General features: G+C 68.0%; 26 protein-coding genes. 13 read left to right on the forward strand and 13 right to left on the reverse strand.

Annotation, left to right across the window (positions count from 1 at the left end; all coding sequences use genetic code 11):
• Positions 1 to 407 (forward strand): transporter associated domain-containing protein (locus QZ609_RS03220; protein ID WP_295491016.1); only part of this gene is annotated, 407 nt, incomplete at its 5' end.
• Here the strand turns inward: QZ609_RS03220 and QZ609_RS03225 are convergent.
• From QZ609_RS03225 to QZ609_RS03235, 3 genes are all read right to left on the reverse strand, one after another.
• Positions 404 to 1,096, reverse strand: a complete 693-nt coding sequence (locus QZ609_RS03225; protein ID WP_295491019.1) for a phenylalanine--tRNA ligase beta subunit-related protein — start codon at positions 1,094 to 1,096, stop codon at positions 404 to 406. The two genes, QZ609_RS03220 and QZ609_RS03225, sit on opposite strands and share 4 nt — an antisense overlap.
• A 2-nt stretch (positions 1,097 to 1,098) precedes the next feature.
• Positions 1,099 to 2,016: a DMT family transporter gene (locus QZ609_RS03230; RefSeq protein WP_295491021.1), complete on the reverse strand. Its 918-nt coding sequence runs from the start codon at positions 2,014 to 2,016 to the stop codon at positions 1,099 to 1,101.
• Between the two features lie 110 nt (positions 2,017 to 2,126).
• On the reverse strand, positions 2,127 to 2,906 hold the full coding sequence (locus QZ609_RS03235; RefSeq protein ID WP_295491142.1) for an AraC family transcriptional regulator: 780 nt from the start codon (positions 2,904 to 2,906) through the stop codon (positions 2,127 to 2,129).
• A gap of 333 nt (positions 2,907 to 3,239) precedes the next feature.
• Here QZ609_RS03235 and QZ609_RS03240 point away from each other — a divergent pair, with 333 nt between their 5' ends.
• From QZ609_RS03240 to QZ609_RS03250, 3 genes are all read left to right on the forward strand, one after another.
• On the forward strand, positions 3,240 to 4,826 hold the full coding sequence (locus QZ609_RS03240; RefSeq protein ID WP_295491024.1) for an ATP-binding protein: 1,587 nt from the start codon (positions 3,240 to 3,242) through the stop codon (positions 4,824 to 4,826).
• On the forward strand, positions 4,810 to 5,469 hold the full coding sequence (locus QZ609_RS03245) for a response regulator (RefSeq protein WP_295491144.1): 660 nt from the start codon (positions 4,810 to 4,812) through the stop codon (positions 5,467 to 5,469). The genes QZ609_RS03240 and QZ609_RS03245 overlap by 17 nt, the downstream gene beginning before the upstream one ends.
• A 177-nt stretch (positions 5,470 to 5,646) precedes the next feature.
• Positions 5,647 to 6,198: a Spy/CpxP family protein refolding chaperone gene (locus QZ609_RS03250; RefSeq protein ID WP_295491027.1), complete on the forward strand. Its 552-nt coding sequence runs from the start codon at positions 5,647 to 5,649 to the stop codon at positions 6,196 to 6,198.
• Positions 6,199 to 6,222: 24 nt separating this feature from the next.
• Here QZ609_RS03250 and QZ609_RS03255 read toward each other — a convergent pair whose 3' ends face one another.
• The 4 genes from QZ609_RS03255 to QZ609_RS03270 all read right to left on the reverse strand — a co-directional run bounded on the left by QZ609_RS03255 (position 6,223) and on the right by QZ609_RS03270 (position 8,612).
• A complete protein-coding gene (locus tag QZ609_RS03255; protein ID WP_295491030.1) occupies positions 6,223 to 6,663 on the reverse strand; it encodes a universal stress protein in 441 nt (146 codons plus the stop codon).
• 166 nt (positions 6,664 to 6,829) lie between these two features.
• On the reverse strand, positions 6,830 to 7,756 hold the full coding sequence (locus QZ609_RS03260) for an AraC family transcriptional regulator (RefSeq protein ID WP_295491147.1): 927 nt from the start codon (positions 7,754 to 7,756) through the stop codon (positions 6,830 to 6,832).
• A 47-nt stretch (positions 7,757 to 7,803) separates the two neighbouring features.
• Positions 7,804 to 8,169, reverse strand: coding sequence for a hypothetical protein (locus tag QZ609_RS03265; protein ID WP_295491150.1), 366 nt, complete (start codon positions 8,167 to 8,169; stop codon positions 7,804 to 7,806).
• A gap of 68 nt (positions 8,170 to 8,237) precedes the next feature.
• Positions 8,238 to 8,612 (reverse strand): glycoprotein, encoded by a 375-nt coding sequence (locus QZ609_RS03270; protein ID WP_295491032.1) that lies wholly within the window; start codon positions 8,610 to 8,612, stop codon positions 8,238 to 8,240.
• 154 nt (positions 8,613 to 8,766) lie between these two features.
• Here QZ609_RS03270 and QZ609_RS03275 point away from each other — a divergent pair, with 154 nt between their 5' ends.
• From QZ609_RS03275 to QZ609_RS03290, 4 genes are all read left to right on the forward strand, one after another.
• Positions 8,767 to 8,961 (forward strand): hypothetical protein, encoded by a 195-nt coding sequence (locus tag QZ609_RS03275; protein WP_295491034.1) that lies wholly within the window; start codon positions 8,767 to 8,769, stop codon positions 8,959 to 8,961.
• Positions 8,962 to 9,251: 290 nt separating this feature from the next.
• On the forward strand, positions 9,252 to 12,029 hold the full coding sequence (locus QZ609_RS03280) for an EAL domain-containing protein (RefSeq protein ID WP_295491037.1): 2,778 nt from the start codon (positions 9,252 to 9,254) through the stop codon (positions 12,027 to 12,029).
• A 74-nt stretch (positions 12,030 to 12,103) separates the two neighbouring features.
• Complete coding sequence (locus tag QZ609_RS03285) at positions 12,104 to 12,619, forward strand: DUF6622 family protein (RefSeq protein WP_365900854.1); 516 nt, start codon at positions 12,104 to 12,106, stop codon at positions 12,617 to 12,619.
• 77 nt (positions 12,620 to 12,696) lie between these two features.
• Positions 12,697 to 13,509 carry a TOBE domain-containing protein gene (locus QZ609_RS03290; RefSeq protein WP_295491042.1) on the forward strand — a complete coding sequence of 271 codons (813 nt, stop codon included), beginning with the start codon at positions 12,697 to 12,699 and terminating at the stop codon, positions 13,507 to 13,509.
• A 4-nt stretch (positions 13,510 to 13,513) separates the two neighbouring features.
• Here the strand turns inward: QZ609_RS03290 and QZ609_RS03295 are convergent, their stop codons facing one another.
• Both QZ609_RS03295 and modB read right to left on the reverse strand, forming a co-directional pair.
• Entirely contained in the window at positions 13,514 to 14,245 is a 732-nt protein-coding gene (locus QZ609_RS03295; RefSeq protein ID WP_295491044.1) for a sulfate/molybdate ABC transporter ATP-binding protein, read from the reverse strand.
• Entirely contained in the window at positions 14,242 to 14,928 is a 687-nt protein-coding gene (gene modB, locus QZ609_RS03300) for a molybdate ABC transporter permease subunit (protein ID WP_295491047.1), read from the reverse strand. The genes QZ609_RS03295 and modB overlap by 4 nt, the downstream gene beginning before the upstream one ends.
• 418 nt (positions 14,929 to 15,346) lie before the next feature.
• Here modB and QZ609_RS03305 point away from each other — a divergent pair, with 418 nt between their 5' ends.
• Positions 15,347 to 16,411 carry a LuxR family transcriptional regulator gene (locus tag QZ609_RS03305; protein ID WP_295491049.1) on the forward strand — a complete coding sequence of 355 codons (1,065 nt, stop codon included), beginning with the start codon at positions 15,347 to 15,349 and terminating at the stop codon, positions 16,409 to 16,411.
• A 19-nt stretch (positions 16,412 to 16,430) separates the two neighbouring features.
• On the opposite strand, the gene QZ609_RS03310 is transcribed toward QZ609_RS03305, so the two are convergent.
• The 4 genes from QZ609_RS03310 to QZ609_RS03325 are packed head-to-tail and all read right to left on the reverse strand — an operon-like array spanning position 16,431 to position 19,905.
• The gene (locus QZ609_RS03310; RefSeq protein ID WP_295491152.1) at positions 16,431 to 17,174 is read right to left on the reverse strand and encodes a lytic transglycosylase domain-containing protein; all 744 of its coding nucleotides are present in this window, start codon (positions 17,172 to 17,174) and stop codon (positions 16,431 to 16,433) included.
• Positions 17,175 to 17,220: 46 nt separating this feature from the next.
• Entirely contained in the window at positions 17,221 to 17,880 is a 660-nt protein-coding gene (gene sctR, locus QZ609_RS03315) for a type III secretion system export apparatus subunit SctR (protein ID WP_295491052.1), read from the reverse strand.
• Positions 17,881 to 17,905: 25 nt separating this feature from the next.
• Positions 17,906 to 19,057, reverse strand: a complete 1,152-nt coding sequence (sctQ, locus tag QZ609_RS03320; protein ID WP_295491054.1) for a type III secretion system cytoplasmic ring protein SctQ — start codon at positions 19,055 to 19,057, stop codon at positions 17,906 to 17,908.
• Complete coding sequence (locus QZ609_RS03325) at positions 19,054 to 19,905, reverse strand: LuxR family transcriptional regulator (protein WP_295491057.1); 852 nt, start codon at positions 19,903 to 19,905, stop codon at positions 19,054 to 19,056. Before QZ609_RS03325 ends, sctQ begins: the two co-directional genes overlap by 4 nt.
• 248 nt (positions 19,906 to 20,153) lie before the next feature.
• Here QZ609_RS03325 and QZ609_RS03330 point away from each other — a divergent pair, with 248 nt between their 5' ends.
• The 4 genes from QZ609_RS03330 to QZ609_RS03345 all read left to right on the forward strand — a co-directional run bounded on the left by QZ609_RS03330 (position 20,154) and on the right by QZ609_RS03345 (position 25,546).
• Positions 20,154 to 22,160 carry an FHIPEP family type III secretion protein gene (locus tag QZ609_RS03330; protein ID WP_295491059.1) on the forward strand — a complete coding sequence of 669 codons (2,007 nt, stop codon included), beginning with the start codon at positions 20,154 to 20,156 and terminating at the stop codon, positions 22,158 to 22,160.
• A gap of 34 nt (positions 22,161 to 22,194) precedes the next feature.
• Positions 22,195 to 22,470, forward strand: coding sequence for a type III secretion system export apparatus subunit SctS (gene sctS, locus QZ609_RS03335; RefSeq protein WP_295491062.1), 276 nt, complete (start codon positions 22,195 to 22,197; stop codon positions 22,468 to 22,470).
• Between the two features lie 90 nt (positions 22,471 to 22,560).
• On the forward strand, positions 22,561 to 24,381 hold the full coding sequence (gene sctC, locus QZ609_RS03340) for a type III secretion system outer membrane ring subunit SctC (protein WP_295491155.1): 1,821 nt from the start codon (positions 22,561 to 22,563) through the stop codon (positions 24,379 to 24,381).
• Complete coding sequence (locus tag QZ609_RS03345) at positions 24,350 to 25,546, forward strand: FHA domain-containing protein (protein ID WP_295491066.1); 1,197 nt, start codon at positions 24,350 to 24,352, stop codon at positions 25,544 to 25,546. Before sctC ends, QZ609_RS03345 begins: the two co-directional genes overlap by 32 nt.
• Positions 25,547 to 25,575: the final 29 nt, after the last annotated feature.

Here is a 25,575-nt window from a genome sequence, read left to right on the forward strand (position 1 = left end):
TCAAGCGTGCGCGCGGGCGCATGCTGGTGGTGACCGATCCGCTGGACGTGGTGCAGGGCGTGGTGACGCCCATCGACGTGCTCGAAGCCATTGCCGGCGAGTTCCCCGACGAGGACGAACGCCTCAACGTGGTCGAACTGGCCGACGGCTGCTGGGAAGTGGCCGGGGAGGCAGACCTGCGCCAGCTCGAAGACGTGCTGCACGTCGATTGGCTGCTCGACGAGGGTGGCGGCGCCACCAGCCTGGGCGGTTACCTCTTCAACCAGTGGGACCGCCTGCCCGAGGTGGGCGATGCGCTGGTGCGCCACGATTTGCGCTTCGTGATCCTGGCAGCCGGCAGCCGCCGCATCGTGCGCGTGCGCATCGAGCGCATGGAAGAGGTGACGGCGCCGGAGGCGGAGGCCTAAAACTCGACCGCTGGTGCCGCCGCGCTCAACGGGTGTGGCATCGACGCGGTCATGCAGGCCGCCACCAGCGCTTGCTGCAACACCTCCAACAGCATGCGAACGTCCGTGGCAGCGTTCGCATGCATCCCCTCCGCCACGATCAGTGCAGCCGACGTCCCCGCACGGATCGCCGAATCCCCGCTTTGCCGATGACACCAACGCCGCGCATGCGCCCGGTTGGCCGCATCGGCAAAGATCACCTCGCCCGGCTCCGGGTGCTCGATCTCGCCGGCAAAGGTCTGGTAACGCTCGTCGCCGGTGGCGCGACGCACCGTCAAGCGTGCATTGATGGCAGCCACATCGAACACTGCCACCGGAATCGCAAACGCCATCGACGCCGCGTTGCACAGGTCGATCAACGGATGCAGGCGCGGTAGCGTGCCGTCCTTCTTGAAGCGCCGCAGTAGCGATTCCGCCGCGCAGCGGTACTGGGTGGGCTTCAAGCCCATGCGCGAGAAGGTGCGGCGCCAGGCCTGGATTTCCGGCAGGTCACTCTCGGATGTGGCGGCAAGGCGCGATTGAGCGACCGCATGCAGCTGGGCGACGGCCTCGTCGACGGAGGCATCCGGGCGGACGTCTTTCACGGACAGGCTCCCCGCCGCCAGCTCGGGAAAGTCCTGCCAGATCTGCGGGGCATGGGTGAAGTGCATGGTCAGGTCGACGTGGTGGAGAGGGATCGGGAGGGCGTACTGCTGCGCCTCATGCCCAGGCTGAGCACGGCGGCCAGCACACAGACGATGCCTTCGATCTGCCCGCCGCTGACCGGCTCGCCGAGCAGCGTGGCCGCAAAGATCACGGCCGACACCGGCGCCAGCGCGGTGAACAGCGACGCCTCGGTGCCGCTCACGCGCGCTGCGCCGGCATACCAGAGCACGAAGCCGCCCACCGTCGGCACGATGGCGTAGTAGGCGACCGCGGCCACGGCGTGCAGCACCTGCGGCGAGGCACCGAGTTGCCAGGGGGCTTCCCAGACCGCCGGCAAGGCGGCGGCGAGCAAGCCGAAGCCAGCCATTGCGGTCGACAGCACCAGTGGCGGCAGCGGCGTGCGCAGGCGCTTGTTGAGCAGGATGAAGAGCCCCTCGCACACCACGGCGCCGAGGATCAACCCGTTGCCGAGCAACGTATGCGTGCCGCTGCCGCCCGCCTGCACGGCAATGAACAGCACGCCCGCCGTGGCCAGCGCAATCGCGCCGAGCACCGCCCGGCCGGGCCGCTCGCCCAGCAGCACGATGGCAATCAGCGCCGACACCACCGGCAGCGTGCCGACAATCACGCCCGCGTCCGCCGCTGACGTATGCCGCAGGCCCGAGATCAGCAGCGTCGTGTAGCCCACGCTGCCGGCCGCAGCCTGCAGGAACAGCAGCAGCCAGTCGGCCCGACTCAGCGCGGGCCACCGTGTGCCAGTCAGGCGCAACGCGATCAGGAACAGCGGCAACGCGATGGCAAAGCGCAGCGCGGTGGCCGTGAAGGGCGGCAGGCCGGCGGCGATGATCTTGCTGGCACTCACCGTGCTGCCCACCAGCACCATCGCCAGTGCAAGGTAGAGGCTGCCTTCGAGGCGTTTTGACATGACGGCTCCTCGGTCTGGGAAAGACCGCAGGATCGCCGCGCAGGACGGGGCGCGTCTTGAACGAAATTGCAGGAAGGGAGAAGCGGGGTGGTCGGGCGGTGGGCCGGTGCTCAGCCCGCCGCGTCGGCCACCATGCGCGGCGAGACACCGTACTCGCGCACGAACAGGCGCGTCATGTGGCTCTGGTCGGCAAAGCCGCAGGCGGCGGCCGCCTCGGCCAGCGGCAGACCCCGCGCGATCAGCCGGCGCGCCATGGCAACGCGCCGCTGCATCAGATACGCATGTGGTGTCAGCCCAGTGGCCTTGGCAAAACCGCGCAGCACCTGGAAGCGGCTCAGGCCCGTGTCATGCGCCAGGTCTTGCAGCGAGACGGCTGCGGCAGGGTCGTCGTCGATGCGCGCGCGGGCGCGTTGGATGCCATCGGGGATGCTTGCCGTGCGCTGCGCCGTTTGCAAGGCATCGGCCAGCACCGCCAGCAGCAACTGCTCGCGCAGCAGCGCATCGTGCAGTGCCTGCGGCGCGGTCATCTGCGCAAAGAGGTGGCGCACGCGGCGTGACAGCACGGCATCGCGCAGCACGGGGTGGATGAATTCGGCATCGCCGGGGCCGGTGGGGAGGTCGCCGGCAATGTCCGCGACGATGGCCGGGTCGAAATAGAGCATGCGCCAGGCGCGGCCGGCATCTGAGAGCGGCATGCCGTCGTGCACCTCGCCGGGGTTGACCGTGATGACGTCACCCGCGCCGGCCTCCACCACGCCGCGGCCGCTCAACGACTTTTGTGCGCCGCGCTCGATCACGCCGATGCCGTACTGCGCGTGCGTATGGCGGCCGAAGGTGCGGGGCGTATCGGCGGCCACGGCTTCCACACCGGCGATAGCGCAGCGGAGCATCGTGAACGGATGGTGCGGCGGTCGGGTTGCCACGGTGTCTCCCGAGAGTGGTTGCGCCAAGGTCGACTGGCGCTGGCAGCAGCATAGCGTGCAGCGTGGCCGCATGCTCGCCGCCCGAGGTGCTGGCGACGGCATATGGTGGTGCTGCCTTGCGATTTTCTCCTTATTTCACTCACTTTCTGGCGCGGGGCGGTTGTTATGCTCGGGCGATCCTCCATGGCGAGGCCCGCGGCCGCCGATACCGGTAACATCAGGCTGGGTTGGCCGCGCTTTGCCACTGCGTGCCGCGCACACGCCCATGCTGTCTTGCCGCTGCGTAGTCCTGATCGATTGATGCGCCCGTCTTTTGGTATCACCTCCAAGCTGTTTGTCGCGCTGTTCGCGCTGAGCATCGTCGTCGCCCTGGCCATGGGCGTGGCGGTGCGCTGGCGTTTCGACGCCAATTTCCTCGACTACGTCAACGCACGCGAGGCCGAGCGCATGACGGTGCTGGCCCAAGGCATCGAAGCGGCCTATGCCGAGCACGGCAACTGGGATTTCCTGCGCAACGACCGTCAAGCCTGGCATCGCCTCGTCCGCCGCGAGGCTGCCCGCGCCCGGGCCGCACTCGGTGGCGGGCATGCCGACGCGCCGCTGCCCGCGCAGCGCTTTGATCCGCCGCCGCCAGATGCCCCGCCGGGCCCGCCTCCGTCGATGGGGGCACCGACGGGGGCACCGATGGGCCCGCCGCCGGGCGCGGACGGGGGCGATCACCCGCCGATGCCACATCCCCCCGGCCCGCTCGGCGACCAGCCGGGCATGCGCCCACCCATCTGGCTGCTCGATGCCGCCCGCGCCCCGGTTGCCGGTGACGGCCCGCCGCCCGGCCCAGGCTCGCAATGGCACGCCTTGCACCACAACGGCCAGACCATCGGCTGGCTGGCCATGCCGCCGCATATGCACGTGCCCGAGGGCGCCGATCAGGCCTTCCAGGTGCAGCAATTGCGCGCGACCTGGATCATCGCCGCGCTGTCGGTGCTGCTCGCGGCCGGGGTGTCGGTGCTGCTCGCGCGCGGCGTGCTCGCGCCCATGCGCCGCCTCACCGACGCCACACAACGCATGGCCGACGGCGATTACGCCGCCCGCGTCGACGTGCGCTCCGGCGATGAAATCGGCCGCCTCGCCGCCGATTTCAACCGCCTGGCCGAATCGCTCGAAGCCAATCAGAAGATGCGCCGCCAGTTGACGGCCGACATCTCGCACGAACTGCGCACGCCGCTGGCCGTGCTGCGCGGTGAGCTGGAGGCGCTGGAAGACGGCGTGCGCGCGCTGACGCCGGCCTCGCTCACCTCGCTGCAGGCCGAGGTGGCGACGCTCAGCAAGCTGATCGACGATCTGTACGAGCTGTCGCTGGCCGACGTGGGTGCGCTCGCTTTCCACCTGGAGCCGCTGGACCTGGCCGATACCGTCTGCAGTGCGGTGCAGGGCTTCACCCCGCGCCTGATGGAGAAGTGCATTGCGCTGCAGCTCGACCTGCCGGTGGGCGCGTTGCGCGAGGTGGCCATCCAGGGCGATCCGCAGCGCTTGCGCCAGCTCATGCAGAACCTGCTGGAGAACACGCTGCGCTATACCGACGCGGGCGGCACACTGCGCATCCACGTGCATCGAGACGCCGCCTGGCAATGCCTGGACGTGCAGGACAGTGCGCCGGGCGTGCCGGAGGCCATGCTGCCGCGCGTGTTCGATCGCCTGTTCCGCGCCGACCCATCCCGCAGCCGCGCCCAGGGTGGCGCCGGCCTGGGCCTGAGCCTGTGCCAGACCATCGTGCACGCGCACGGTGGCGCCATCGAAGCCAAACCTTCACCGCTGGGCGGGCTGTGGATCGCCATCCGCCTGCCCGCCGCGGATTCTTCCGTTGCCCGCCATGATCCTGATCGTTGAAGACGAACCGAAGCTCGCCGCGCTGATGACCGACTACCTGCGCGCCGCCCACTATGAAACCGAATGGCTGGCCGACGGCGCGCAAGCCGTGCAGCGCGTGCGCGAGCGCAATCCTGAACTGGTGCTGCTGGACCTGATGCTGCCCGGCAAGGATGGCCTGGAGATCTGCCGCGAGGTGCGCGCCTTCAGCGAGGTGCCCATCATCATGGCCACCGCGCGCGTGGAGGAGATCGACCGCCTGCTCGGCCTTGAGCTCGGCGCCGACGATTACGTCTGCAAGCCCTACAGCCCGCGCGAACTGGTGGCGCGCATCAAGACCATCCTGCGCCGCGTGCAGCGCAACGGCGGCCCGGCCGAGAGCGCGCTGCAGATCGATGGCGCCGCGTATTCCGCCACGCTGCGCGGCCAGCGGCTGGACCTCACGCCGGTGGAGTTCCGCCTGCTCAACGCGCTGGCGAATGCGCCCGGGCGCATCCTGTCGCGTGCCAACCTGCTTGAGCAGATCTACGACGACCACCGCGTGGTGACCGACCGCACGGTCGATACGCACGTAAAGAACCTGCGCCGCAAGATGGAGCAGGTGAGTCCGGGCACGGACCTGATCCACTCCGTCTACGGCGTCGGTTATCGGCTCGATGCCTGAGCGCCGGTCGTTGCCTCAGCAGAGTTCCAAGAAGACTTCACCGTTCGCCCACCGTTGGTGCAAGTTCGGACACTAGAGTGGGGACATGGCCGGTGTCACCGGCCAGGGGCTGTTCCCATATGCAACGTGCGTACGTTCAGTATGGGAACAGACCCTTGATCCCGCTAGGAGTCCAACATGTTTGCAGTCACCTCCCGCCGCCGCCTGGCCGCCGTTGCCGCCGGGCTCCTGTTGTCTTGCATGGCCTACGCGCAAAGTTCTGCGCCGCAAGCCACGCCGATGCCGCCCGTACCGCAACATGGTCCCGGCATGATGGAACACGGCCCGATGGGTCCGGTAGGTCCGATGGGCCACGGCTTCATGGGGCACCACCATGGCGGCATGTTCCTGCACGGCCTGAAGCTGACCGAGGAGCAGCAGGACAAGATCTTCGCGATCGAATACGCGCAGATGCCGCAAGCGCGCGAACAGCACAAGGCGATCGAGCACGCCCGCCGCGATCTGCGTCAGATGGTGATGTCCGGCCAGTACGACGAGGCGCGCGCCCGTGCCCTGACCGATGCGCTGGGCCGCGCCGTTGCCCGCGAGGCGCAGCTGCACGCCGAGGCCGGCGCGAAGATCCTGCAGGTGCTCACGCCGGAGCAGCGCCGTCAGGTGAACGAGCGCGAAGCGAAGCGCGTGGCCGAGCTGGAAGCTGGCGCAGGTGCGCCGACCCAGCCACCGCTGTAACCCCGCCGGTGTACCGCTCCATTGCTAGCGGTACACCACCACCGGGATGCTCGCGTAAGTCAGCACCTTGCGTGTCTCGTTGCCGATCAGCAATCGGCCCATCAGGCTGCGGTGCCCGTGCGAGGCCATGAAGATGACATCGCACGCGTGCCGGCGCGCCGCGTCCAGGATGCCGAGGTAGGGCTCGGCAAACTGCGTGACATCGCTGTCGAACACGACGCCTTCTTCGTTGGCACGCTCGGCGATGCGCTCGATGCAGTCCTTCGCATGGCCTTGCACCTGTTCCATGTAGTGCGCGTATGGACATTCGCCGGCGCCGCCGGAATAGGCCATGCTCGGGAATTCTTCGATGCAGGTGTAGGCCGTCAGTTTGCAGCCGGTCGCGCGCGCGAGTTTCAGCGCGCCGTCGATGGCCTTGCAGCACTGATCGGTGCCGTCTGTCGGTAGCAGGATATGGGTAAACATGGCGCTCTCCATGGGGAACCCAGTTCCAAAGTATCGCACCGCACACGCCACCTCTATCGTGGAAAACGCTAGGCGCAGCAAGGCTTTTCAGCGGGTGCTGAAAATACGATCGTTCGTTTTTTGCCTATGCAGCGAGCCGGCCGCAATGACGTGTCGTGCGCCTGCGCTAGCCGGCAGCGGCGTCGCCCTGCCAGGCCTGCCGATAGCGCGACGGCGCAGCGCCCGCGTGCGCGGCAAAGCGCCGGCTGAAGTGGCTGGGGCTGGCAAAGCCGCACTGGTCGGCAATGGCGGCCAACGGCAGCGTGGTATGGCGGAGCAGTTCGCGCGCCCGGGCCAGCCGGCGCTGCATCACCCAGTCGTGCGGTGCGACACCAAACGACGCGCGGAACATGCGCGCGAAATGGAATTCCGACAGGTTCGCCTCGCGCGCCAGTGCGCCCAGCGACAACGGCAGGTGCAGGCCGGCCTCGATGCACGCGGCAAGGCGTCGGCACACGTGCGGCGCCAGCCCGCCGCGCACCGCCAGTGCCCGGGTGCGGCCCTGCGTCTGGACAAGGTAGGACAGCGTGTCGTTGGCCAGCGCGTTGGCGCGCATACGGTCGTCGAAATCGGTCCAGTCGAGCTGGGCGATGCGCGCGCACGATAGCGCGAGGTGTGCGTCTTCGATGAAGGTGCGGTCGTGCAGCGTGAACAGGCGCGGCTCGGCGTCGAGCAGGCGCACGGCATGACCGGCCAGCGCGTCGGGCGTGAAGTACAGATGCACGAAGCGCATCGGCTGCTCGATCACCCAGGCCGACTCGTGCTCGGCTGGCAGCATGCAGACCCGCCCCGGTGCACCAAAGAGGTTCGGCAGGTCCTGCCGGTGCGTGGTGTAGCCACCTTGCAGATAGACCGACAGCGTGTGGTGCCCAGGCTGGCTGTAGTGCGCTTCGTCATGCTCGTTGCGCCAGACCGCGGCGGTCACGCCGTCACCCAGGTTGGCCACGCGTTCGAGCGCGGCGCGCGAGCCGCGTGCGAGCGTGCCGAAGACGCTGGCGTCAGCGGTCACACGGGGGTCAGCCGGAAGGGAGGCGGGAGCGGGGCGCACCCGCAGATGTTACCAACGATGGCCCGCGCACGTGGACCGAGAGGCCGGCGGGACTACCCCGCGCAAAGTTCGTGCGCGACCGCCGCCGCCAAGCCGACGCCGTCAACGCGCTGCCAGCCCGCGTCGTTGCCGAAACGCGTCTCGCTGACGGTCAGGGCGCCCTGATACAGCTTGGCGCGCGAGACCGTGAACTGTCGGCTGCGGCAATCGATGGTGTAGAGAAAATCGGCCATATCGCCACGTACTGCGCCGAACATCTGCCGCAGCGCACGCAGGCCCCGCGGGTTGCGGGCTTCCACGCGCACCCAGGCGCTCACCGGGCCGCTGGGCATGCGCTGCACCGACCCCGCGTCGAGCGAGGCGATGCTGTCGGGTTGTGAGGGCAGCGCGATCCAGCGTTCCGCGCCGGGCACCGCCATGGCGGTGCCGACCGTTGCAGCGCACGCGGCTGCGATGATGATCCGGGCGATCCGGCCTCGCGTTGGTGTCATCGCGTCTTGGTGCCGGGCGGCATGGGAATGACGACGGCATCCGAATGGCTGCAGGCCATGGTCACACCGGCTTTGTCCACGTCAACGAGCACCGGCGCGCCCGGCTTGCCGGGCTGGTTGGGCGTGCCCGACAGGCTGCCCGACAGGCGTTGCATGATGGCCTGGCAGGTGGGCGACTCGCCGGTTTTCTTTGCCGGGGTGGCCGCACGTACCGCGCTGGCCGACGCGAGCGGCGCAGCAGGGCTGGCCGGCGCCGTGTTTGCAGCCCGTGCGCGCGGCAGCGCGATGAGCCCGGCAAGCAGGGCCGTGGCGATCAGCCGCTGCGGGACGCGGCGGCGCGGCGTGCTGGAAGGCGATGAGAGTGAAGGCATGCGAAACCGGTTGCAATGATTTCTACTGCGCTGCCCAGTGTCTGGACAGCATGGGTTACCGACGTTATCGGCACAGGTGCATGAAACTTGATATCACGCCGGTGCAATGCACTTCATGCAATCGACATAATCGGCCCTCCCGGGAACATTCCCGATGCCGATTCAGACCAAACAATATGCACAAGGCGATATTTTCCTCGCACCCTTGTCCGAATCACATGGCGTGGCCTGCATGTTGGGGCGCTGCAGGCTTCAGCAGCGGCTGAAAGATGTTGGGGCAGAAATAAAAAGGAATGGTTTTCCCTGCCTTTTCACCCCTTTGTTTTTTGTCGAGGCCACCTATTATTGACGTGTGAGCCTGGAGCCCTCCGGGGGCTGTCTGGCTCAGCGTCGGTTCTCCTCTCAGGAACAGATCGACACGGTCCTGAGACTTCCGCCCGCGCCTCGTCAACTGAGCGCGGGTTTTTCTTTGTGTGGTTCTCGCGGGCTCGGCACGGCGCCCATCTCAGGACGCCCGCCATGCCGGTCTCATGGCGTTGGGCGCCAGTGCTACAGTTTTCGCCCCGTCTGCCGTTGTTGAGCAGATCAGGCGCGCTATCGCGCCTCGGGCAGACGCAGTCCACGCACCCATCTTTTCCGATGACCCGTTTTGTTCCGGCCCACGCCGGTGCCCATCCTGTTGACGCCGTTCTTGCACCGGAGCCCGCACCGCAGCCTGTAAGCGCGGCCATGGCGCCCGTGGCATCGACGGCGTCGGTGGCACCGCCGTCGGACGCCGCGACGGCGGAGTTCGAAGCGCTCGCGCGCCTGTCGGCCGACGCGGTGCTGGTGCTGGTCGATGGGGGCATCGTGCAGGCCAACGCGGCTGCGGCGCACCTGCTGGGTGCGGCCGAACCCGCGCGGTTGGCCGGGGTGGAGCTGGCCAGCCTGATCCATGCCGATGACGTCGGGCAGGTCATGCCGCGCCTGGCCCGCATGGCTGACGGCAGCCTGCCAGTGGAGCCGGTCGAGCATCGCCTCGTGCGTGCCGATTTTTCCCATGTGCTGGTGTCGAGCGAGGCGGCGCGCTGCCTGCATGCCGGCCGGCCGGGGCTGATGCTGGTCATGCGCGAGGCGGGTTCCCGCCATGCGCTCGAACGTAATGCCGTGCAGGCCCGCGCCGAGGCGCTGCACGCGCGCCGCTTGCTGGCCTCGGAGAATGCAGTGCTCGCGCAACTCGCTTCCAATGCTTCACTGTCGACGGTGTTGCGCCATCTGTGCCTGTATGTCGAGCAGGTGTATCCCAACGCCATGGCGGCAGTGCTGCTGCTCGATGCCGGCAGCCAGACCCTGCGCGTGGCCTCAGCGCCCACGCTACCTGCGTCTTATGCCGTCACGCTTGAAGGCTCGCCCATCGGCCCCGATACGGGCGCCTGCGGCTGCGCGGTGTACCTGGGTGACGCCGCACTCATCGGCGACATTGCGACCGACCCGCGCTGGCAGCACGAGCGCACCGCCGCGCTGGCCGCCGGCTTTGCCGCCGCGTGGGCGTTGCCGATCCGCTCTTCGCGCGGTGACAAGCTGGGCGCGCTGGCGCTGTTCTACCGCCAGTCCTGCCTGCCCACCGAAGAGGAGCAGCGCTTCCTCGACGACATCACCCACCTGGCTGGCGTCGCCATCCAGAAAGACACCATCGAGCGTGGCCTGGCCGAGAGCGAAGAACGCTACCGGCTGGCCATCTCGCACCTGAACGAGGGTGTGCTGATCCAGACGTTGGACGGCGTGGTGCTGGCTGCCAATGCCAGCGCCGAGCGCATCCTGCGCGTGCGCCCGGGCCAGCTGGTCGGGCGCAACCGGCTCGACCCGCTGCAGCGCGTGGTGGACGAGAACGGCAAGGAGATTGCACGCGACGTGCTGCCCTCGCAGATCGTCCGGCGCAGCGGCGAGCCGATCCTCGGCAAGGTCTACGGGCTCCTGCTCAAGAGCGGCGAGCTGGTGTGGATACGCGAGAACATCATCCCGATCCGCCGCCATGGCGAGGCGACGCCCAGCAGCATCATGCTGTCGTTTGCCGACATCACCGAGATGAAGCGCGCCGAGCAGCGCCTGCGCCATCTGGCCTCGCACGATGCGCTCACGGGCCTGACCAACCGCAGCTTCTTCATCACGCACCTGGAAGGCGCCATCGAGCGCGCGCGCGATGAGAGCAAGGAACTGGCGCTGTTCTTCCTCGACCTCGACCGCTTCAAGAGCGTGAACGACACCGCCGGCCACGCCTGCGGCGACACGCTGCTGCAAAGCGCCGCCGCGCGTCTGACCGATTGCATCGGCCAGGGCGACCTGATCGCCCGCCTAGGCGGCGACGAATTCGTCATCCTGATCGAGCAGCGCGTCGAGGGCAAACGCATCGCGCTGCTGGCCGAACGGCTGCTGTCGGTCATGCGCGAGCCGTTCGATACCGTCAACGGGCGCTACTACCTGGGTGTGTCGGTGGGCGTGGCGATCTATCCGCACGACGGCCTCTCCGGCTCGGACCTGCTGCGCTCGGCCGATGCCGCCATGTACCGCGCCAAGCAGAACGGCCGCAACCGCGCGCAGTTCTACACGGCCGAGCTCAACGCGCGCCTGCAGCGCCGCTACCTGCTGGAGACCGCGCTGCGCGACGCGCGCGACAACAACGAGCTGCAACTGGTCTACCAGCCCAAGTACGACCTGGCGAGCCATCGCATCGTCGGCGCCGAGGCGCTCTTGCGCTGGAACAGCGTCAAGCTGGGCGCGGTCTCGCCGGTGGAGTTCATTCCGGTGGCGGAAGAGACCGGGCTGATCGTGCCGATCGGCGAATGGGTGCTGCGCCGCGCCTGCGAGCAGGCCGCCATCTGGCACCAGGCGTTGGGCTACGACTTCCGCATGGCGGTCAACTTGTCGGCGCGCCAGTTCCAGGCCGGCGACGTGGTCCCTGTGATCGAGCAGACCCTGGCCGAGACCGGCCTGCCGCCCACCGCGCTGGAAGTGGAGATTACCGAGAGCCTGCTGATGGGCGGCGCTGACGAGGTGCGCCCGATGTTCGACGCGCTCACCGCGCAGGGCATCCGTATCTCGATCGACGATTTCGGCACGGGGTACTCGTCGCTGTCGTACTTGCAGCGCTTCCCGATCAGCAACGTCAAGATCGACCGCTCGTTCATCACGGGCATCCCGCACGACCCGGATTCGGTGGCGTTGACCGAGGCCATCGTCGCCATGGCGCGTGCACTCGGCATGACGGTCACGGCCGAAGGCGTGGAAGATGCTGATCAGGTGGAATTCCTCGCCAAGGCGGGCTGCCAGGAGATCCAGGGCTACTACATTGGCAAGCCGGTCACGGCCGAAGGGTTCGACCGGCTGCTGCGCGCGCACCTGGCGGTGGTGGATGCCGGGGTGCGGGCTGCGCTGGGTTGACCGTTCGCGCCAGACTTTCTGCCGTTCATCGCATTGCGCTCCCTGGTGCTTGGGCCGCCACCTAAGCTGGCGGCATACCAACACCGGAGACCGCCATGTTCGCATCCATCCTGTCCAACACGCCAACCTGGGTGTTTGCCGTCTTTGCCGCGCTGATCGCGATCGGGCTGATGCAGACCCGGCCGCGTACGGTGTCGCGCCGGCGCCTGATCGTGTTGCCGGTGGTGGTGGCCGGGTATTCGCTCTATGGCGTGGCGATGGCCAGCGGCGGCAGCCCGCTCGCGCTGGCGGCATGGCTGCTGGCGGTGGCGGCGGCGTTCCTGCTCACGCGCATGGCGCCGCCCAAGGGCATCCACGCGGAATCGGGCAACACGGTGCACCTGCCGGGCAGCTGGGTGCCGATGGTCGTGATCCTCGGCTTGTTCTCGGCGCGCTACGCTTACAACGTGATGCTGGCAATCCATCCGGAGGTGCAGCATGCCGCAGGCTTCATGACGTTGTTCAGCTTCCTGTTCGGCCTGCTGGGTGGGCTGCTGCTGGCACGCTCGGTGCTGCTCTACGCCCGGTCGCCGCACATGATTCCCGCTTGATCCTGGCTGTCGGCCCGATCGCACGCTGATCGGCGCTACCATCCGCATGTTGCATTCTCCAATCACGACGAGACGACATGCTGGAACTCGACGGCAGCATCTGGCTGCGCGCAGGTGACGACAACTGGGGTGGGCGCGGGCGCATCGAACTGCTCGCCAGCATCGGCAAGACCGGCTCCATCACGGCGGCGGCCAAGGCCGTGGGCCTGTCCTACAAGGCCGCCTGGGACGCCATCGACACCATGAACAACCTGGCCGGCGAGCCGCTGGTGGTGCGCACCACGGGCGGCAAGGGCGGTGGCGGCAGCGTGCTGACACCGCGTGCGCAGCGGCTGATCGAGAGCTTCCGGGTGCTGGAGGCCGAGCACCGGCGCTTTGTCGCGCGGCTCGATGCCGCTGCCCAGGCCGCGCATGAAGACGTGGACATGCTGCGCCGGCTGATGCTGCGCACCAGCGCCCGCAACACGCTGTTCGGCACGGTCGAGACCGTCACGCCGGGTGCAGTCAACGATGCCATCACCCTGCGCCTGCCGGGCGGCCAGGCGGTGGTGGCCACCATCACGCAGGAAAGCACGCAGGCGCTCGGGCTGGCACCGGGCGCGAACGTGGTCGCCCTTATCAAGGCCCCGGCGATGATGCTGCTGCGCGGCGCGGGCGAATGGAAGCTGTCGGCGGAAAACCAGTTGCCGTGCGTGGTGACGGAGATCCGCGAAGGGGCGGTGCAGAGCGAGGTGCGCCTGCACCTGCAGGACGCCAACGCGGCGGCCTGCGACACCGTGCTGGTGGCGATGCTCTCGCGCAGTGCCGTCGAGTCACTGGCGCTGGCCGAGGGCGTGGACTGCGTGGCCGTGTTCGAGGCGTCGAGCGTGATCCTGGGGCTGGCCGGCTAAGCGTCTAGCCGGAGACCACCGCCAGGTGCGGATACGGCACCACCGCGGCCGCGCCGGGCGCGCGCACCGCATCGGCCACCACGCGGCCGTCGCGCAGCTCAAACACGTGGTCGCCGAAGATTTCCACATCGGCCGGGTCGTGCGTGATCATCAGCATTGGCACGTCCAGGCGTTGCTGCAGGGCCGACAGCTCGGAGCGCATGCGCGTGCGCAGCGCCGGGTCCAGCGCGGCAAACGGTTCGTCGAGCAGCAGCATGGACGGCTCGCCGATCAGCGCGCGGGCCAGCGCCACGCGTTGGCGCTGGCCGCCGGAGATCTGCGACGGATAGTTGGCAGCCACCGGGCCCAGTTCGAAGGTGTCGATCCACTGTTGCACGCGTGGGTCGCGCAGCCGGCGCGGCGGATTGAGCCAGCCGCGCTTGAGCCCGAAGGCGATGTTCTGCGCCACCGTCAGGTGGTTGAACAGTGCGTAGTCCTGAAAGAGATAGCCGACACGGCGCGTTTGCGTGGTGAGGTTGATGCGCTCGGCATGGTCGAACAGCGTCTGGCCGTTGAGCACGATGCGGCCGCGCTCGGGTGTCATCAGCCCGGCGATGGCGCGCAGCGTCAGGCTCTTGCCGGCGCCCGAGGGGCCATAGAGCACCACGCGGCGGGATTCGGAGTGCAAGGCGATGTCCAGCGAGAACACGCGCGCCGCGCTCGTCAGCGTCTTTTGCACGGTGATGTCGAGGCTCATGCCGGCTGCTCCTGCAGGCTGGGGGCACGGCCCTGCAGCAGGCGGCTGGCCACCACCAGCACGATCACGCAGGTGACGGACGTGATCAGCACCAGCGTGTTGGCAGTGGCATCGTCACCGGCCTGCACCGCTTCATAGATGGCGACCGAGAGCGTCTGCGTGCGGCCGGGCAGGTTGCCGGCAATCATCAGCGTCGCACCAAATTCGCCCAGCGCCCGTGCAAACGCCAGCAGCACCCCGGCGGCAATGCCGCGCGCGGCCAGCGGCAGGGTCACGCGAAAGAACACGGCGGCTTCCGACAGGCCCAGCACGCGTGCCGCGTTTTCCAGCTGATGGTCCACGCCTTCGAATGCGGTGCGGGCGGATTTCATGACCAGCGGAAATGCGACCACGGTCGACGCGATCACCGCGCCTTGCCAGGTGAATACGAGCTGGATACCGACGCCGTCCAGCCAGGCGCCGATCACGCCGCGCCGTCCCAGCACGACCAACAGGTAATAGCCGAGCACCGTGGGCGGCAGCACCAGCGGCAGCGTCAGCAGCGAATCCAGCAGATCGCGCAGGCGGCTGCGCATGCGGGCAAGTGCATAGGCCGCGGCCACGCCGAGGATGAGATTGAGGGCGGTCGCCCAGCCCGCAACCTTGAGCGACAGCAGCAGGGGCGTCCAGATGGGGTTGATCATGCGATTGGTTTCAGGCGCAGGCGCCAGGTTGGTGTCGGGCAACACGTCAAGTGTGCCATGCGCAATATAGAGTTGACTATAACGGTGGGTCAATCCTTGGCCATTGATGGGCGTCATGCCCATTTGAAAATGGCCGCATGGGAATGCGGATAATCGCCCGCCATTGTTATGCTGCGCTACAACATAACCGGCGTCGGGGGTGGGCAATTAAAAAGTTTTGTTGGACAGGCAACCTTCACAATTGCAACAATTGCGCCAAAACGTAGACCGGGCGTCGTTTTCGGCGATCCGGCACTGTGGCGTCATCGGGTCGCCCCGCAATGTCAGTCATCCCCCGGGGGGGAACAATCTCGGCCGCGTCGGGCATTTTGCCGTGCCGGCCGAGCGTGGTATTCCCCAACGAGACCGGAGGACGGCAATGGCCGCCGCACATCGCACAGATGGTTTGCAGGCAGTACGTTTTCCCCGCGCAGAAGAACTGGCGCCCCTGCTGGACATGCGCACCGCACCGGACGGTGTTCACGACAGCGCCCCCGCACGCATCACCCATGACCCCCTTGAGCATCTTGGCGCCGAGCCGGACAGCATGCCTTGGCCGGGCCCGGCCCAAGGTTTTCCGACGCTTCCCAGCCCGGATGCCGCCGCCAACGGCGATCGCTTCTTCATCCCGCTGCCGGCCGGCACCGACGTGCTGGCGGTGGATGAACATGCGCTGAGCTTCGACACCGTGCCGATCCCGCCCGGGCGCTTGCGGCTGGCAGCCGAACTGCACGCCGCCCGTACCGTTGCCGAGCGTGCGCGCATCGTGTCGGGGCTGATGAGCCTGATGGGGTTCTCCTCGCTCACCTACGCGTTGACCGAGCAGCACGAAGGCACTGCTCCCACGGTGGCGATGATCCGCAACTACGTCACCCCGCGCTTTGCCCAGCGCTATTGCGAAGAGCGGCTGTTTGCCGTGGACCCGCGCCTGCCGCAGGTGTTTGCCACCGGCCTGCCGCTGGTGTGGGACCTCTCGACGCTTGCGCGCAGCCAGCCCCGCATGGAGCCGGCGCTGCGCACGCTGTTGCAGGCCATGGATGAGCACGGCGTGCGCAGCGGCGTGATGTTCAGCCTGGGCGCCGGCAAGAGCACGAGCCACGCGGTGGTCAGCCTGGCATCGGCGCATGCCGCGCGCGACTGGATCACCGACAGCGTGCTTGGGCAGGCCATCATGTTCGGGATGGCGTTGCACCAGGTCTGGCGCGCGCCGTTGCAAACGTTCGCGCGCAAGGCGCGGGATTGGGAGCAGGAGGCCCCGCTCTCGGTCATGCAGCGTCGCGTGCTGACCTGCCTGGCCTCGGGTATGAGCGACAAGGAGATCGCCATCCGGCTGTCCACCACCGCGCACAACGTGGACTACCACCTGCGCCTGATCCGCCGCCGGTATGGAGCGACCAACCGCGCCCAGCTCGCCTATATTGCCGGGCGGCTCAACCTGATCTGATGCAAAGGCTGCCGCGGGCTCAGCGCGGCAGCGCCATGCAGCGCAGGCACGATGCCCCGTCGGCGCGGTTGCAGGCGATGATCATGACCTGCCGGCTGTTCTGGCCGGTACAGGCACTCCCCGACAACATCTTGGGTGGATGACGCTGCGCCGGCTGCGCATTGCGCGCTGCCGGCGCGCCGCCGCCATTGCCATTGGCCGGCACCACCGGGATCGGCTGCACGCCGCCCTGTGCGCCAGCCTCCGGTGCAATGGCCGGAACCTCGGCCGCATTGGCCACCACCTTCTGCACATAGCCGTGGCGGAAGCCGGTCTCGAAATTGCCGCTGTAGTAGCACGACAGCGCGGCGCGCAACGCCTGCTGCGGATCGCCATAACGCGGCAGCGAGCGGCTGAAGCACTCCGCCAGCAGGGTGCTGCCGGCACGCAGGTTGCGGCAGGCGTCGAAGGCGGACTCGATCGTTTCGCCAAAGCGCGCGAGGTTGTAGCGGTTGACCTGGCCGAGCCCGACGCTGAAGTTGTAGCCCTGGCGCTCCAGCGCGTGTGCGGTTGCCACGGCCTCTTCCAGTGTGGCGGGCTGGCGCGCCAGGCGCGTGCCGACCACGCCGATGGCGTACGGGTTGTAGGCCGATTCCGTGCGCACCAACGCCTCCAGCGTGACACGGTCGACGTGTGGCGCACAGGTGGCCGCCAGCGTGGCAAAGGTGCGCGCGTCGATGCGCGGGCCGGCGTGGGCCGACGTCGGCGGCAAGGCCATCGTCATGGCCAATGCAGCCGCCAGGAGCATATGCAAGGCCGTTCGCATGGCGCTAGCGGTACGACAACACCAGCCCGTGGATCAGCACCGACCAGCCATCCAGCATCACGAACAGCAGCAGCTTGAACGGCACCGAGATGGTGGTGGGCGAGATCATCTGCATGCCCAGCGCCAGCAGCAGGTTGGCCACCACCAGGTCCACCACCACGAAGACGATGTACAGCACGAAGCCGATCTGGAACGCCTTGATCAGCTCGGTGAGGGTGAAGCTGGGCACCAGCACGGTCAGGTCGTCGTTCTTGAGCGCGGCGGCGCGCTCCTTCGGCCAGATGCTGGTGGCGGACCTGACGAAGAAGTTGCGCTCCGACTCCAGCGTGTGCGCCTGCAGGAACTGCTTCACCGGCGGCTGTGCGGCGTCGACGATGGCGATCACATCGTCCACGCCCATCTGGCCGCTCAGGTTGAAGTTGCGTCCGCGCAGGTTGTCGGCCATCTGCATGCCGACCGGCGCCATGATGAACACCGTGAGGATCAATGCGATGCCGTTGAGCACGATGTTGGGCGGCACCTGCTGGATGCCCAGCGCCGAGCGCAGCAACCCGAACACGACCACCAGCTTGGTGTAGCTCGTCACCATCAGCGCGGCAAACGGCGCGATGCCCAGCGCCGCGACCACGGCGATCATCGCTACGGGATTGGGTAGGTTCCCCATGTTCTTGTGGTGGGTTGTGGGTGGGTCAGGCCGACTCCGATTGCGGCTCTGGCTCGGACAGCGGCTGGCCGATGAAGCGCGAGACCCGCACCCCGAGCCGGTTGCCGACGGCGATCAGATGGCCTTCCCCCACCGGCATGCCGTTGGCAAGGATGCGTATGACTGCCTGGTTGAGCGGCTGCTCCAGCTCGAACACGGTGCCGGAGCGCAGCGCGCGCAGCTCCGCCAGCGACAGGCGGCGCTCCTCCAGCTCGAAGGTGGTCACCAGCTCGATGTCGTCCAGGCTGTCGGCGGGCAGCGGGCGCGAGGCGGGTTCAGCGGCGCTTTGATCGGCGCCTTGGGTGGCGCCCTGGGCGGGGGGCAGGTTGCTGCTTGTCATTGGGGTCTCCTCCACCTTTTCCACGACGATGCGGCTGCCTTGCACCAGGCCGAACACCCGCAGCCGCAGTTGGCCTCGCACACTGGCGACGCAGCGCAGGGCGGCGCCGGCAGGCATCCATTTCTCGATGCGCAGGATGTCGCCCAGGGCGATGGCCGCGAAATCCCGGCGCGACAGCAAGGTCCCGCCCAGTTCGAAGTGCAGCGGCACCGGCGCGCCCATGAACGCAGACAGCGGCAGCGGTGCGGCCTCCAGCGTGGCGGGGCAGTGCGCCACCAGCGTCTGCGGGTGGTCGAACAGCAGGCCGGCACGGGCCGACCAGGCAGTCGCACCAGGCGCGCTGTCTGCTGCGTCATCGGCAACGCCGGGCCGCGTGAGGGTGAGTTGCAGCACGTCGGGCCGGCCCAGGTGGATGTCGGCCGCGGCAGCCTCCGGCAGCCATTGCACGGCCTGGCCGGTGCGCTGTTCCAGCGTTTGCGCGAGCGGTGCCAGCGCATCGGCCAGGACCGCGCTGCGCAATGCGTGCGGAATCTCCGCAGGGGCCGCATCACCCAGCCAGGCGCGCTCAGCTGCAGCGTCGAGCAGCAGCCAGCCGGCCGCGTCACCCAGCATCAGGCGATAGGCACGTGCCGCGGATGGCCCCGCATGCGCTTCGCAACGCGCCTCGTAGCCCACGTCATGCACCCGGAACGCCAGCGCCGCGCGACCCTGGTACAGGCGCGACAGCGTGCGGGCCAGCGCTTGGTCCACCGCGCAGAGGTGTGCGGCGGACAGCGTGTGGGCGTCGAGCGCATTCATGTCATCTGCATGCGGCCGGCCATGTAGGCGAGCTGCACGCGGTTCTGCGCGCCGTATTTTTTCTTGAGCTGGCGCAGGTGGTAGTCGACGTTGTGCGGCGACATGTTCAGGTGCTCGGCAATGGCCTTGTCCGACAGCCCGCTGGTGATGAATTCCAGGATCTGCCGCTGCACCAGCGTGAGGGTGCGCGCATGCGCATCGACGTGCAGCGGCTTGGCGTGCTGCATCAGAAATTCGTGCAGGCCCAGCCCGACGGCATAGGCCTGGCCGACCACGTTGTCGGCAATCCAACCGCGGGCGGCATTGCCGGAGCCGAAGCAGATCACGCTGTGCTCCAGGCTGTGCGGGCTGACCACGCCAAAGCTGACGCCGCTGCGCAGGCCGGCGCGCTCGGCGTCCTGCAGCAGGCGGTGCAGGCGTTCGCCTTCCGCCAGTGTGGTGGGGACCGTGCGCAGGTCGGTCAGGTCCCACACCAGCGGCCACTCGTAGCGCAGCGCGAAGGACAGGCGCGGGTCGATCTCGTAGTAGCGCTCGTCCACGTAGCGCTTGGGCCAGTTGGGCGGCGAGTAGGCGCGGAAATACATCACGCGGGTGATGGTCTGGCCGATGCGGGTCAGGCGGTAGTAGCACAACCAGTCGAAGCCGATGCTGCGCAGCACGGCGCGCAGCAGCAACTGCCGTTCCTGCGCGCTGCGTGCGGCACGCAAGTCCTGCGCCGTTTCGGAAAACGACTCCGGCCGGGCCGGGGCGCTGGCGCGGGCCAGGTCCCCATCGGTCACGATGTGTTCTTCGCCAAACAGGATCGGCATCTGGGCGGCACTACCGGCACCCACATTCGCTGCACTCAACCGGGGTCTCCCGCGTCGCAATGGAATGCACTCACTGTAGTGGCGCAGGCGTGCCGTCTTGAACTACCGGAAAACGTAGTCGACCACGAAATGTCGTCGGAGATTCCACATCGGACTACGAGTTTCAGCGTTGAGCCTCGGTTGTCGCCACCCCTACACTTTTTGCAAGCGGGAGCGGGTGCCAAAAGCGCCCGTGCGCATCGATAAATCAAGGGCCAGCGGGCCCACGCGTTGAACCAAGACGCCTTATGGCAAAGCCTCGGAATCTGGCAGCAGCGTTGGACTTTCCTCTCTCGGGTGCGCGCTGGGCGCGCCTGCTGAACTACGACATTGCGATCGCCGTGTTCGTGGTGGCGGTGGTGGCGCTGTTCGTGCTGCCACTGCCCACCGTGGTGCTCGACGGGCTGATCTCGCTCAACCTGGCCGCCAGCATCGTGCTGCTGTGCGTGTCGATGTACCTGCCTTCAGCGCTGGCGTTCTCGTCGTTTCCAGCGGTGCTGCTGTTCACGACGCTGTTCCGGCTGTCGCTGAACATCGCGTCATGCAAGCTGATCCTGCTGCAGGCCAACGCGGGCCACGTGATCGACACCTTCGGCAAGCTGGTGGTCGGCAACAACTTTGTGGTGGGCGGCGTGGTGTTCCTGGTGATTGCCGTCGTGCAGTTCATCGTGATCGCCAAGGGCTCGGAGCGCGTGGCGGAAGTGGGCGCACGGTTCTCGCTCGATGCCATGCCGGGCAAGCAGATGAGCATCGACGCCGATCTGCGCGCCGGCATCATCTCGTCTGACGAGGCCAAGCGCCGCCGCGAGGCGCTGGAACAGGAATCGCAACTGCATGGCGCGATGGACGGCGCCATGAAGTTCGTCAAGGGCGATGCCATTGCCGGCATCATCATCGCGGCCATCAACATCCTGGCCGGGATTGCGGTGGGCGCGCTGATGCACGGCATGTCGATCGGCGATGCGCTGCACCGCTACGCGATCCTGACCGTGGGCGACGGCATGGCCTCGCAGATCCCGTCGCTGCTGGTGTCGATCGCGGCCGGCATCGTGACCACCCGCGTGGCCACGCGCGACCGCGACGCCCGCCACCTCGGCCAGCAGATCGGCGCGCAGATCTCCGCCCAGCCGCGCGGCCTGCTGATGGCCAGTGGCGTGCTGCTGGCGTTCCTGCTGGTGCCGGGGTTTCCGAAGTGGTCGTTCCTGTTGCTGGCCATCGGCACGGCCGGCGCGGCGCTGCTGCGCATGCGCCAGCGCCGGCAGACGCCACCGCTGGACCTGCTGGTGCTGGGGAGCGAAGCAGGGCAGGTCGCACCTGACGACGGCAGCTCGCCGTCCGAAGGCATTGCCGCCCCAATTGCCGTGCGGCTGGCCGACGACCTGCGCCGCGAGATCGACCTGGTGGCGCTGCAGACCAAGCTGGCCGAGGCCAAGTCGCGCGTGCAGCGCAAGCTGGGCGCGGTGTTCCCCCGCGTGCAGCTGAATTGGGACGCCACCTTGCCCAGCCACGGCTATGCGCTGCTCGTGCAGGACGTGTCGGCGGGCGGGGGCACCTTGCCCGAGCGCGATGCCATTCCCGCCGGTAGCGCGCCTTCGGAAGACCGCCTGGCGGCGGAGGTCGAAGCCCTCATCGCGCGTAACGCCGCAGCGCTGCTCGGCATCCAGGAGACGCAGAACCTGATCCAGCTGATGCGCCGCGAACACGGCGAGCTGGTGGCCGAACTCACACGCCTGGTGCCGCCGCAGCGCGTGACCGACGTGCTGCGCCGGCTGGTGCAGGAAGGCGTGTCGATCCGCAACCTGCGCGCCATCTTCGAGAGCTTGATCACGTGGTCGCCCAAGGAGCCGGACGATGTGATCGGCCTGGTGGAGCTGGTGCGCGTGGACTTGCGTCGGCAGATCACCGAGCAGTTCTGCGGGGCGGGCCGCGCGCTGGATGTGGTGCTGTTCGAGCAATCGTTGCAGGAGCGCATCGAGCAGGCCGTGGTGCACACCAAGCAGGGCAGCGTGCTGAGCCTGACACGCGAGGTTCGGCAGGCCGTGACCGACCAGGTGGTGAAGGCCGTGGGCGGCTCGCGCCCGAGCCCCACCGGCCCGAACGGCCATCCGCTGGCGGTCATGGTGTCGCTCAACTGCCGGCGCTACGTGAAGACGATGCTGCAGCCCGTCTTTGGCGATCTGCCGGTGCTGTCGTACCAGGAGATCGACGAAGACGTCGAGCTCAAGACCGTGGGCTGGATCGTCAATCCGGCCTGAAGGTACGACTAGACAAGACATAGAGGAACACGCCATGACCGCCGCCATTCTCGAAACCACGCGCCAGGGGCTGCTGCTCGTGCTGCTGGTGTCGCTGCCGGTGGTGGCGGTGGCGACGGTATCGGCGTTGCTGATTGCCATCGCGCAGGCGGTGACGCAGATCCAGGATCAGAGCATCGGCATGTCGGTGCGGCTGATCGCGGTGATGGTGACGATCGTGGTGCTGGCGGGCTGGGGTGGGCGCGAGGTCTTGCGTTTTGCCCGCATGGCACTGGAGCAGGTGTTTTACGGCGGTGCGGCGCCCTTCTAGAGCCAAAGCGGGGCGCCAATTGAACAACAACATAACCGAGCGAGAACACGCGTGAACAAGCGCAAGCGTTTTCTGAAATGGAGTGCATCGGTGGCCTGCATCGGGCTGCTGGCTTATGTGGCGACGACGGCTGTGGCGCAGGCAGCCGACCTGCACTGGCGCAACCGGCCTTTCACGCTGGTGGCCGAAGGCAAGAAGGTGGGCGATTTCATTCGCGAGCTGGCCGCCTCGCAGGGCGTGACGGCGGTGGTGGACCCGAAGGTGGAGGGCACCATCAACGGCAAGTTTTCCGGCTCGCCGGCCGGCACGCTCAACACCGTGTGCGCCACCTATGGCCTGACGTGGTACTACGACGGCTCGCTCATCTACGTGGATCGCGCCGACGACGCGCAGACGCAGGTCTTCCCCATCCCCAAGGGCAGCGGGCCGGAGCTGACGCAGATCCTGCGCGTGATGCAGATCACCGACCAGCGCTTTCCGCTGATGATCAGCGACAAGGAGAACACCGTCTACGTGTCGGGCCCCAAGCGCTACGTGGAGCTGGTGCGGCAGGCGATTGCGTCGATTGCCGATCCGGCGCGTGGGGCGGATCGCGCAGAGATCCGCGCCTTCCCGCTCAAGTACGCCTGGGCCGGCGACGTCGAGATCAACCGCTCCGGCAAGCCGGTCAGCATTCCGGGCATTGCGACCATGCTGCGCCGGTTGCTGGGCGCGCCCAACATGGCCGCCGGCAGCGCGGGAAGCTCCGGCTCGAACGCGATGCGCCTGACCGGGCCCACGCGTCAGGTCAAGCTCAGCTCGGGCGACAGCATCAATGTGCCGCGCATCGAGATTCCGCTGGCCGGCGGGCAGGACAGCAGCTACGGTGCGCCAGCCATGGCGACAGCCAGCAGCACACCTTCGGACCTGCCGCGCATCGAGGCGGATGCCGGCATCAACGCCGTGCTGATCCGCGACGTGCCGGAGCACATGGCGCAGTACGAGCGGCTAATCGCCTCGCTGGACGCCAAGCCGCGCCTGGTCGAGATCAACCTGACCATCATCGACATCAGCACGGATTCGCTCGATTCACTGGGCGTGGACTGGCGCCTGCACACCACGCACGGCGATTTCCAGTACGGCAACGCCAACAACCCGCCGCTCACCTTCAACGTTGGCAGCACGGAAGCCGGCCAGACCGGCAGCACCACGCCGCTGGGCTTGGCGCTGACGGCATCCATCGGCGGCAGCCTGCGCAACTACCTGCTCGCGCGCATCAACGCGCTCACACAGAGCGGCAACGCGCAGCTGCAGGCCAAGCCCAAGGTGCTGGCGCTGGACAACACCGAGGCCATCCTCGAGAACCTGATCCACTTCTACGTGCCGGTGTCGGGCTTCCAGGATGCGTCGCTGTACGGCATCACCACCGGCACCAGCGTGAAGGTGACGCCCCTGATCGTGAGCGAAGCCGGCCAGATGAGCGTGATGATGTCGATCGACATCGACGACGGCAACCTGACCAACGACCAGGTCTCGCAGCTGCCGGTGGTGCAGGAGCGCTCCATCGTCACCAAGGCGATGATCGAGGAGGGCAAGAGCCTGCTGATTGCCGGCTTCAATTCGGACAGCCTGAACAACACCAAGTCGGGCATCCCGCTGCTGTCTGACGTGCCCTTTATCGGCAACCTGTTCAAGTACACCAACAAGACCGGCCAGCACATGGAGCGCTTCTATCTGCTGACCCCGCGCATCCTGACCACGGCCAGCACCAGCCCGGCGGAGGTGCCGGCTGTGTCGATCCCCGGGGTGAGCCCGCCGGTGCCCTCGCCCGCAGCGCCGGCAGCACCTGCGGGCGCCGCCGTGCCCGGCACGCTGCCGACGCCTCCCGTGTCGAGACTGCATGAACCCGTCCATCGCACCCGCCTCGGATAGATCGCCCTGGAAGCTGTGCTTCCTGAGCGGGCCGCTGTATGGGCGGGCCATGCCGCTGCGCATGGGCACGAATGTGGTCGGCTCGGCGCCCACCTGCGAAATCATCGTGCCCGACAGCAGCGTGGCGCCGCGCCAGCTGATGTTCGACGTGGGGGGGATCGCCGTGTCGGTACGGCGGCTGGAGGAGGGCGCTGCCGCGCTCAATGGCGAGGCGTTTGGTGACACGCGCCGTAGCGTGGTGCCGGGGGACGTGATCACGCTGGGCGCCATCCGCATCGGCATCGAGCGGGCCGGGACCATCCGCATGCCAACCGTAGCAGCCGAAGGTGTGCGTGCGCAGGCCACGGCCGCCGAGCACTTGCCGTCATGGCTGCCGGCGGCGGCGGCGCGGTGGGTGGCGCGCTGGTCGGGCAAGGCGGGGCGCGGCCGCACGTGGTTGTTTGCCGGCATCGCGTTGTGGCTGGCGGTGGCGCTGGCCGGCGGCATGGTCGCCTTTGCGGGGCCTGATGGGTGGTCGGGTTGGTCGATCTGGGGCCGAGATCCGGCCGCACGGGCGCAGCAGGTGCGCCACGCGCTGGGCGACCCCGCGGAGATTGCCGTGGCACCCGCCACCGACGGCACGTTGCGTGTGACCGGCTACGTGCCGACCGAGCCGGACCGCGAGGCGCTGCTGGCCCGAGCGCGCGCCATGACGGAGGTGTCCGTGGGCGAGGTGTACGTGGTGAGTGAGTTGCTGGCGGCCGCGCAGCAGTACTTCAGCGCCGGCGGGACGAGCGGCACGGCGGGCCTGAGCGTGGCGTATGGCGGGCAGGGCCGCATCGTGGTGAGCGGCACCGCCGACCGCGCACAGGCCTGGCAGCGCATCCGCAACTATGCGCGCGATGCCAGGCCGGCGGTGGAGGTGGTCGATCGTGTGGCGTGGGATGGCCCCGCGCCACCCACGGTGGTGGTGGAAACGCCGCGCGCCGACGGCCTGCCCGCCATCGTCGGCACGTACGAAGACGAAGACGGCACGCGCTTCGTGCAGACCAAGGACGGCCAACTGTATTTCGAGGGCGCCCGCGTCAAGGGCGACCTGCAGGTCAAGAGCATCGCTTCCGATGGTGTGGTGCTCGATCGCGGCGGGCAATCGGTCAATTGGCCGGTCCAGCCGCAAACACCGTAGCGCGCGGGCATTCCCCCTTGTCTGCGCGC

This window comes from uncultured Ralstonia sp., assembly GCA_913056305.1.
GTDB lineage: Bacteria > Pseudomonadota > Gammaproteobacteria > Burkholderiales > Burkholderiaceae > Ralstonia.

Bases quoted from the DNA above. Each gene is read 5' to 3' on its own strand.
- QZ609_RS03330 (WP_295491059.1), top strand. From the start codon at position 20,154: ATGGCAAAGCCTCGGAATCTGGCAGCAGCGTTGGACTTTCCTCTCTCG.
- QZ609_RS03235 (WP_295491142.1), bottom strand. From the start codon at position 2,906: ATGCTCCGCTGCGCTATCGCCGGTGTGGAAGCCGTGGCCGCCGATACG.
- QZ609_RS03305 (WP_295491049.1), top strand. From the start codon at position 15,347: ATGGCCGCCGCACATCGCACAGATGGTTTGCAGGCAGTACGTTTTCCC.
- QZ609_RS03240 (WP_295491024.1), top strand. From the start codon at position 3,240: ATGCGCCCGTCTTTTGGTATCACCTCCAAGCTGTTTGTCGCGCTGTTC.
- QZ609_RS03345 (WP_295491066.1), top strand. From the start codon at position 24,350: ATGAACCCGTCCATCGCACCCGCCTCGGATAGATCGCCCTGGAAGCTG.
- QZ609_RS03280 (WP_295491037.1), top strand. From the start codon at position 9,252: ATGACCCGTTTTGTTCCGGCCCACGCCGGTGCCCATCCTGTTGACGCC.
- QZ609_RS03265 (WP_295491150.1), bottom strand. From the start codon at position 8,169: ATGGCGGTGCCCGGCGCGGAACGCTGGATCGCGCTGCCCTCACAACCC.
- QZ609_RS03295 (WP_295491044.1), bottom strand. From the start codon at position 14,245: ATGAGCCTCGACATCACCGTGCAAAAGACGCTGACGAGCGCGGCGCGC.
- QZ609_RS03225 (WP_295491019.1), bottom strand. From the start codon at position 1,096: ATGCACTTCACCCATGCCCCGCAGATCTGGCAGGACTTTCCCGAGCTG.
- modB (WP_295491047.1), bottom strand. From the start codon at position 14,928: ATGATCAACCCCATCTGGACGCCCCTGCTGCTGTCGCTCAAGGTTGCG.
- QZ609_RS03245 (WP_295491144.1), top strand. From the start codon at position 4,810: ATGATCCTGATCGTTGAAGACGAACCGAAGCTCGCCGCGCTGATGACC.
- QZ609_RS03230 (WP_295491021.1), bottom strand. From the start codon at position 2,016: ATGTCAAAACGCCTCGAAGGCAGCCTCTACCTTGCACTGGCGATGGTG.
- sctQ (WP_295491054.1), bottom strand. From the start codon at position 19,057: ATGAATGCGCTCGACGCCCACACGCTGTCCGCCGCACACCTCTGCGCG.
- QZ609_RS03290 (WP_295491042.1), top strand. From the start codon at position 12,697: ATGCTGGAACTCGACGGCAGCATCTGGCTGCGCGCAGGTGACGACAAC.
- sctS (WP_295491062.1), top strand. From the start codon at position 22,195: ATGACCGCCGCCATTCTCGAAACCACGCGCCAGGGGCTGCTGCTCGTG.
- QZ609_RS03250 (WP_295491027.1), top strand. From the start codon at position 5,647: ATGTTTGCAGTCACCTCCCGCCGCCGCCTGGCCGCCGTTGCCGCCGGG.
- QZ609_RS03270 (WP_295491032.1), bottom strand. From the start codon at position 8,612: ATGCCTTCACTCTCATCGCCTTCCAGCACGCCGCGCCGCCGCGTCCCG.
- QZ609_RS03310 (WP_295491152.1), bottom strand. From the start codon at position 17,174: ATGACGATGGCCTTGCCGCCGACGTCGGCCCACGCCGGCCCGCGCATC.
- QZ609_RS03255 (WP_295491030.1), bottom strand. From the start codon at position 6,663: ATGTTTACCCATATCCTGCTACCGACAGACGGCACCGATCAGTGCTGC.
- sctR (WP_295491052.1), bottom strand. From the start codon at position 17,880: ATGGGGAACCTACCCAATCCCGTAGCGATGATCGCCGTGGTCGCGGCG.
- QZ609_RS03275 (WP_295491034.1), top strand. From the start codon at position 8,767: ATGCCGATTCAGACCAAACAATATGCACAAGGCGATATTTTCCTCGCA.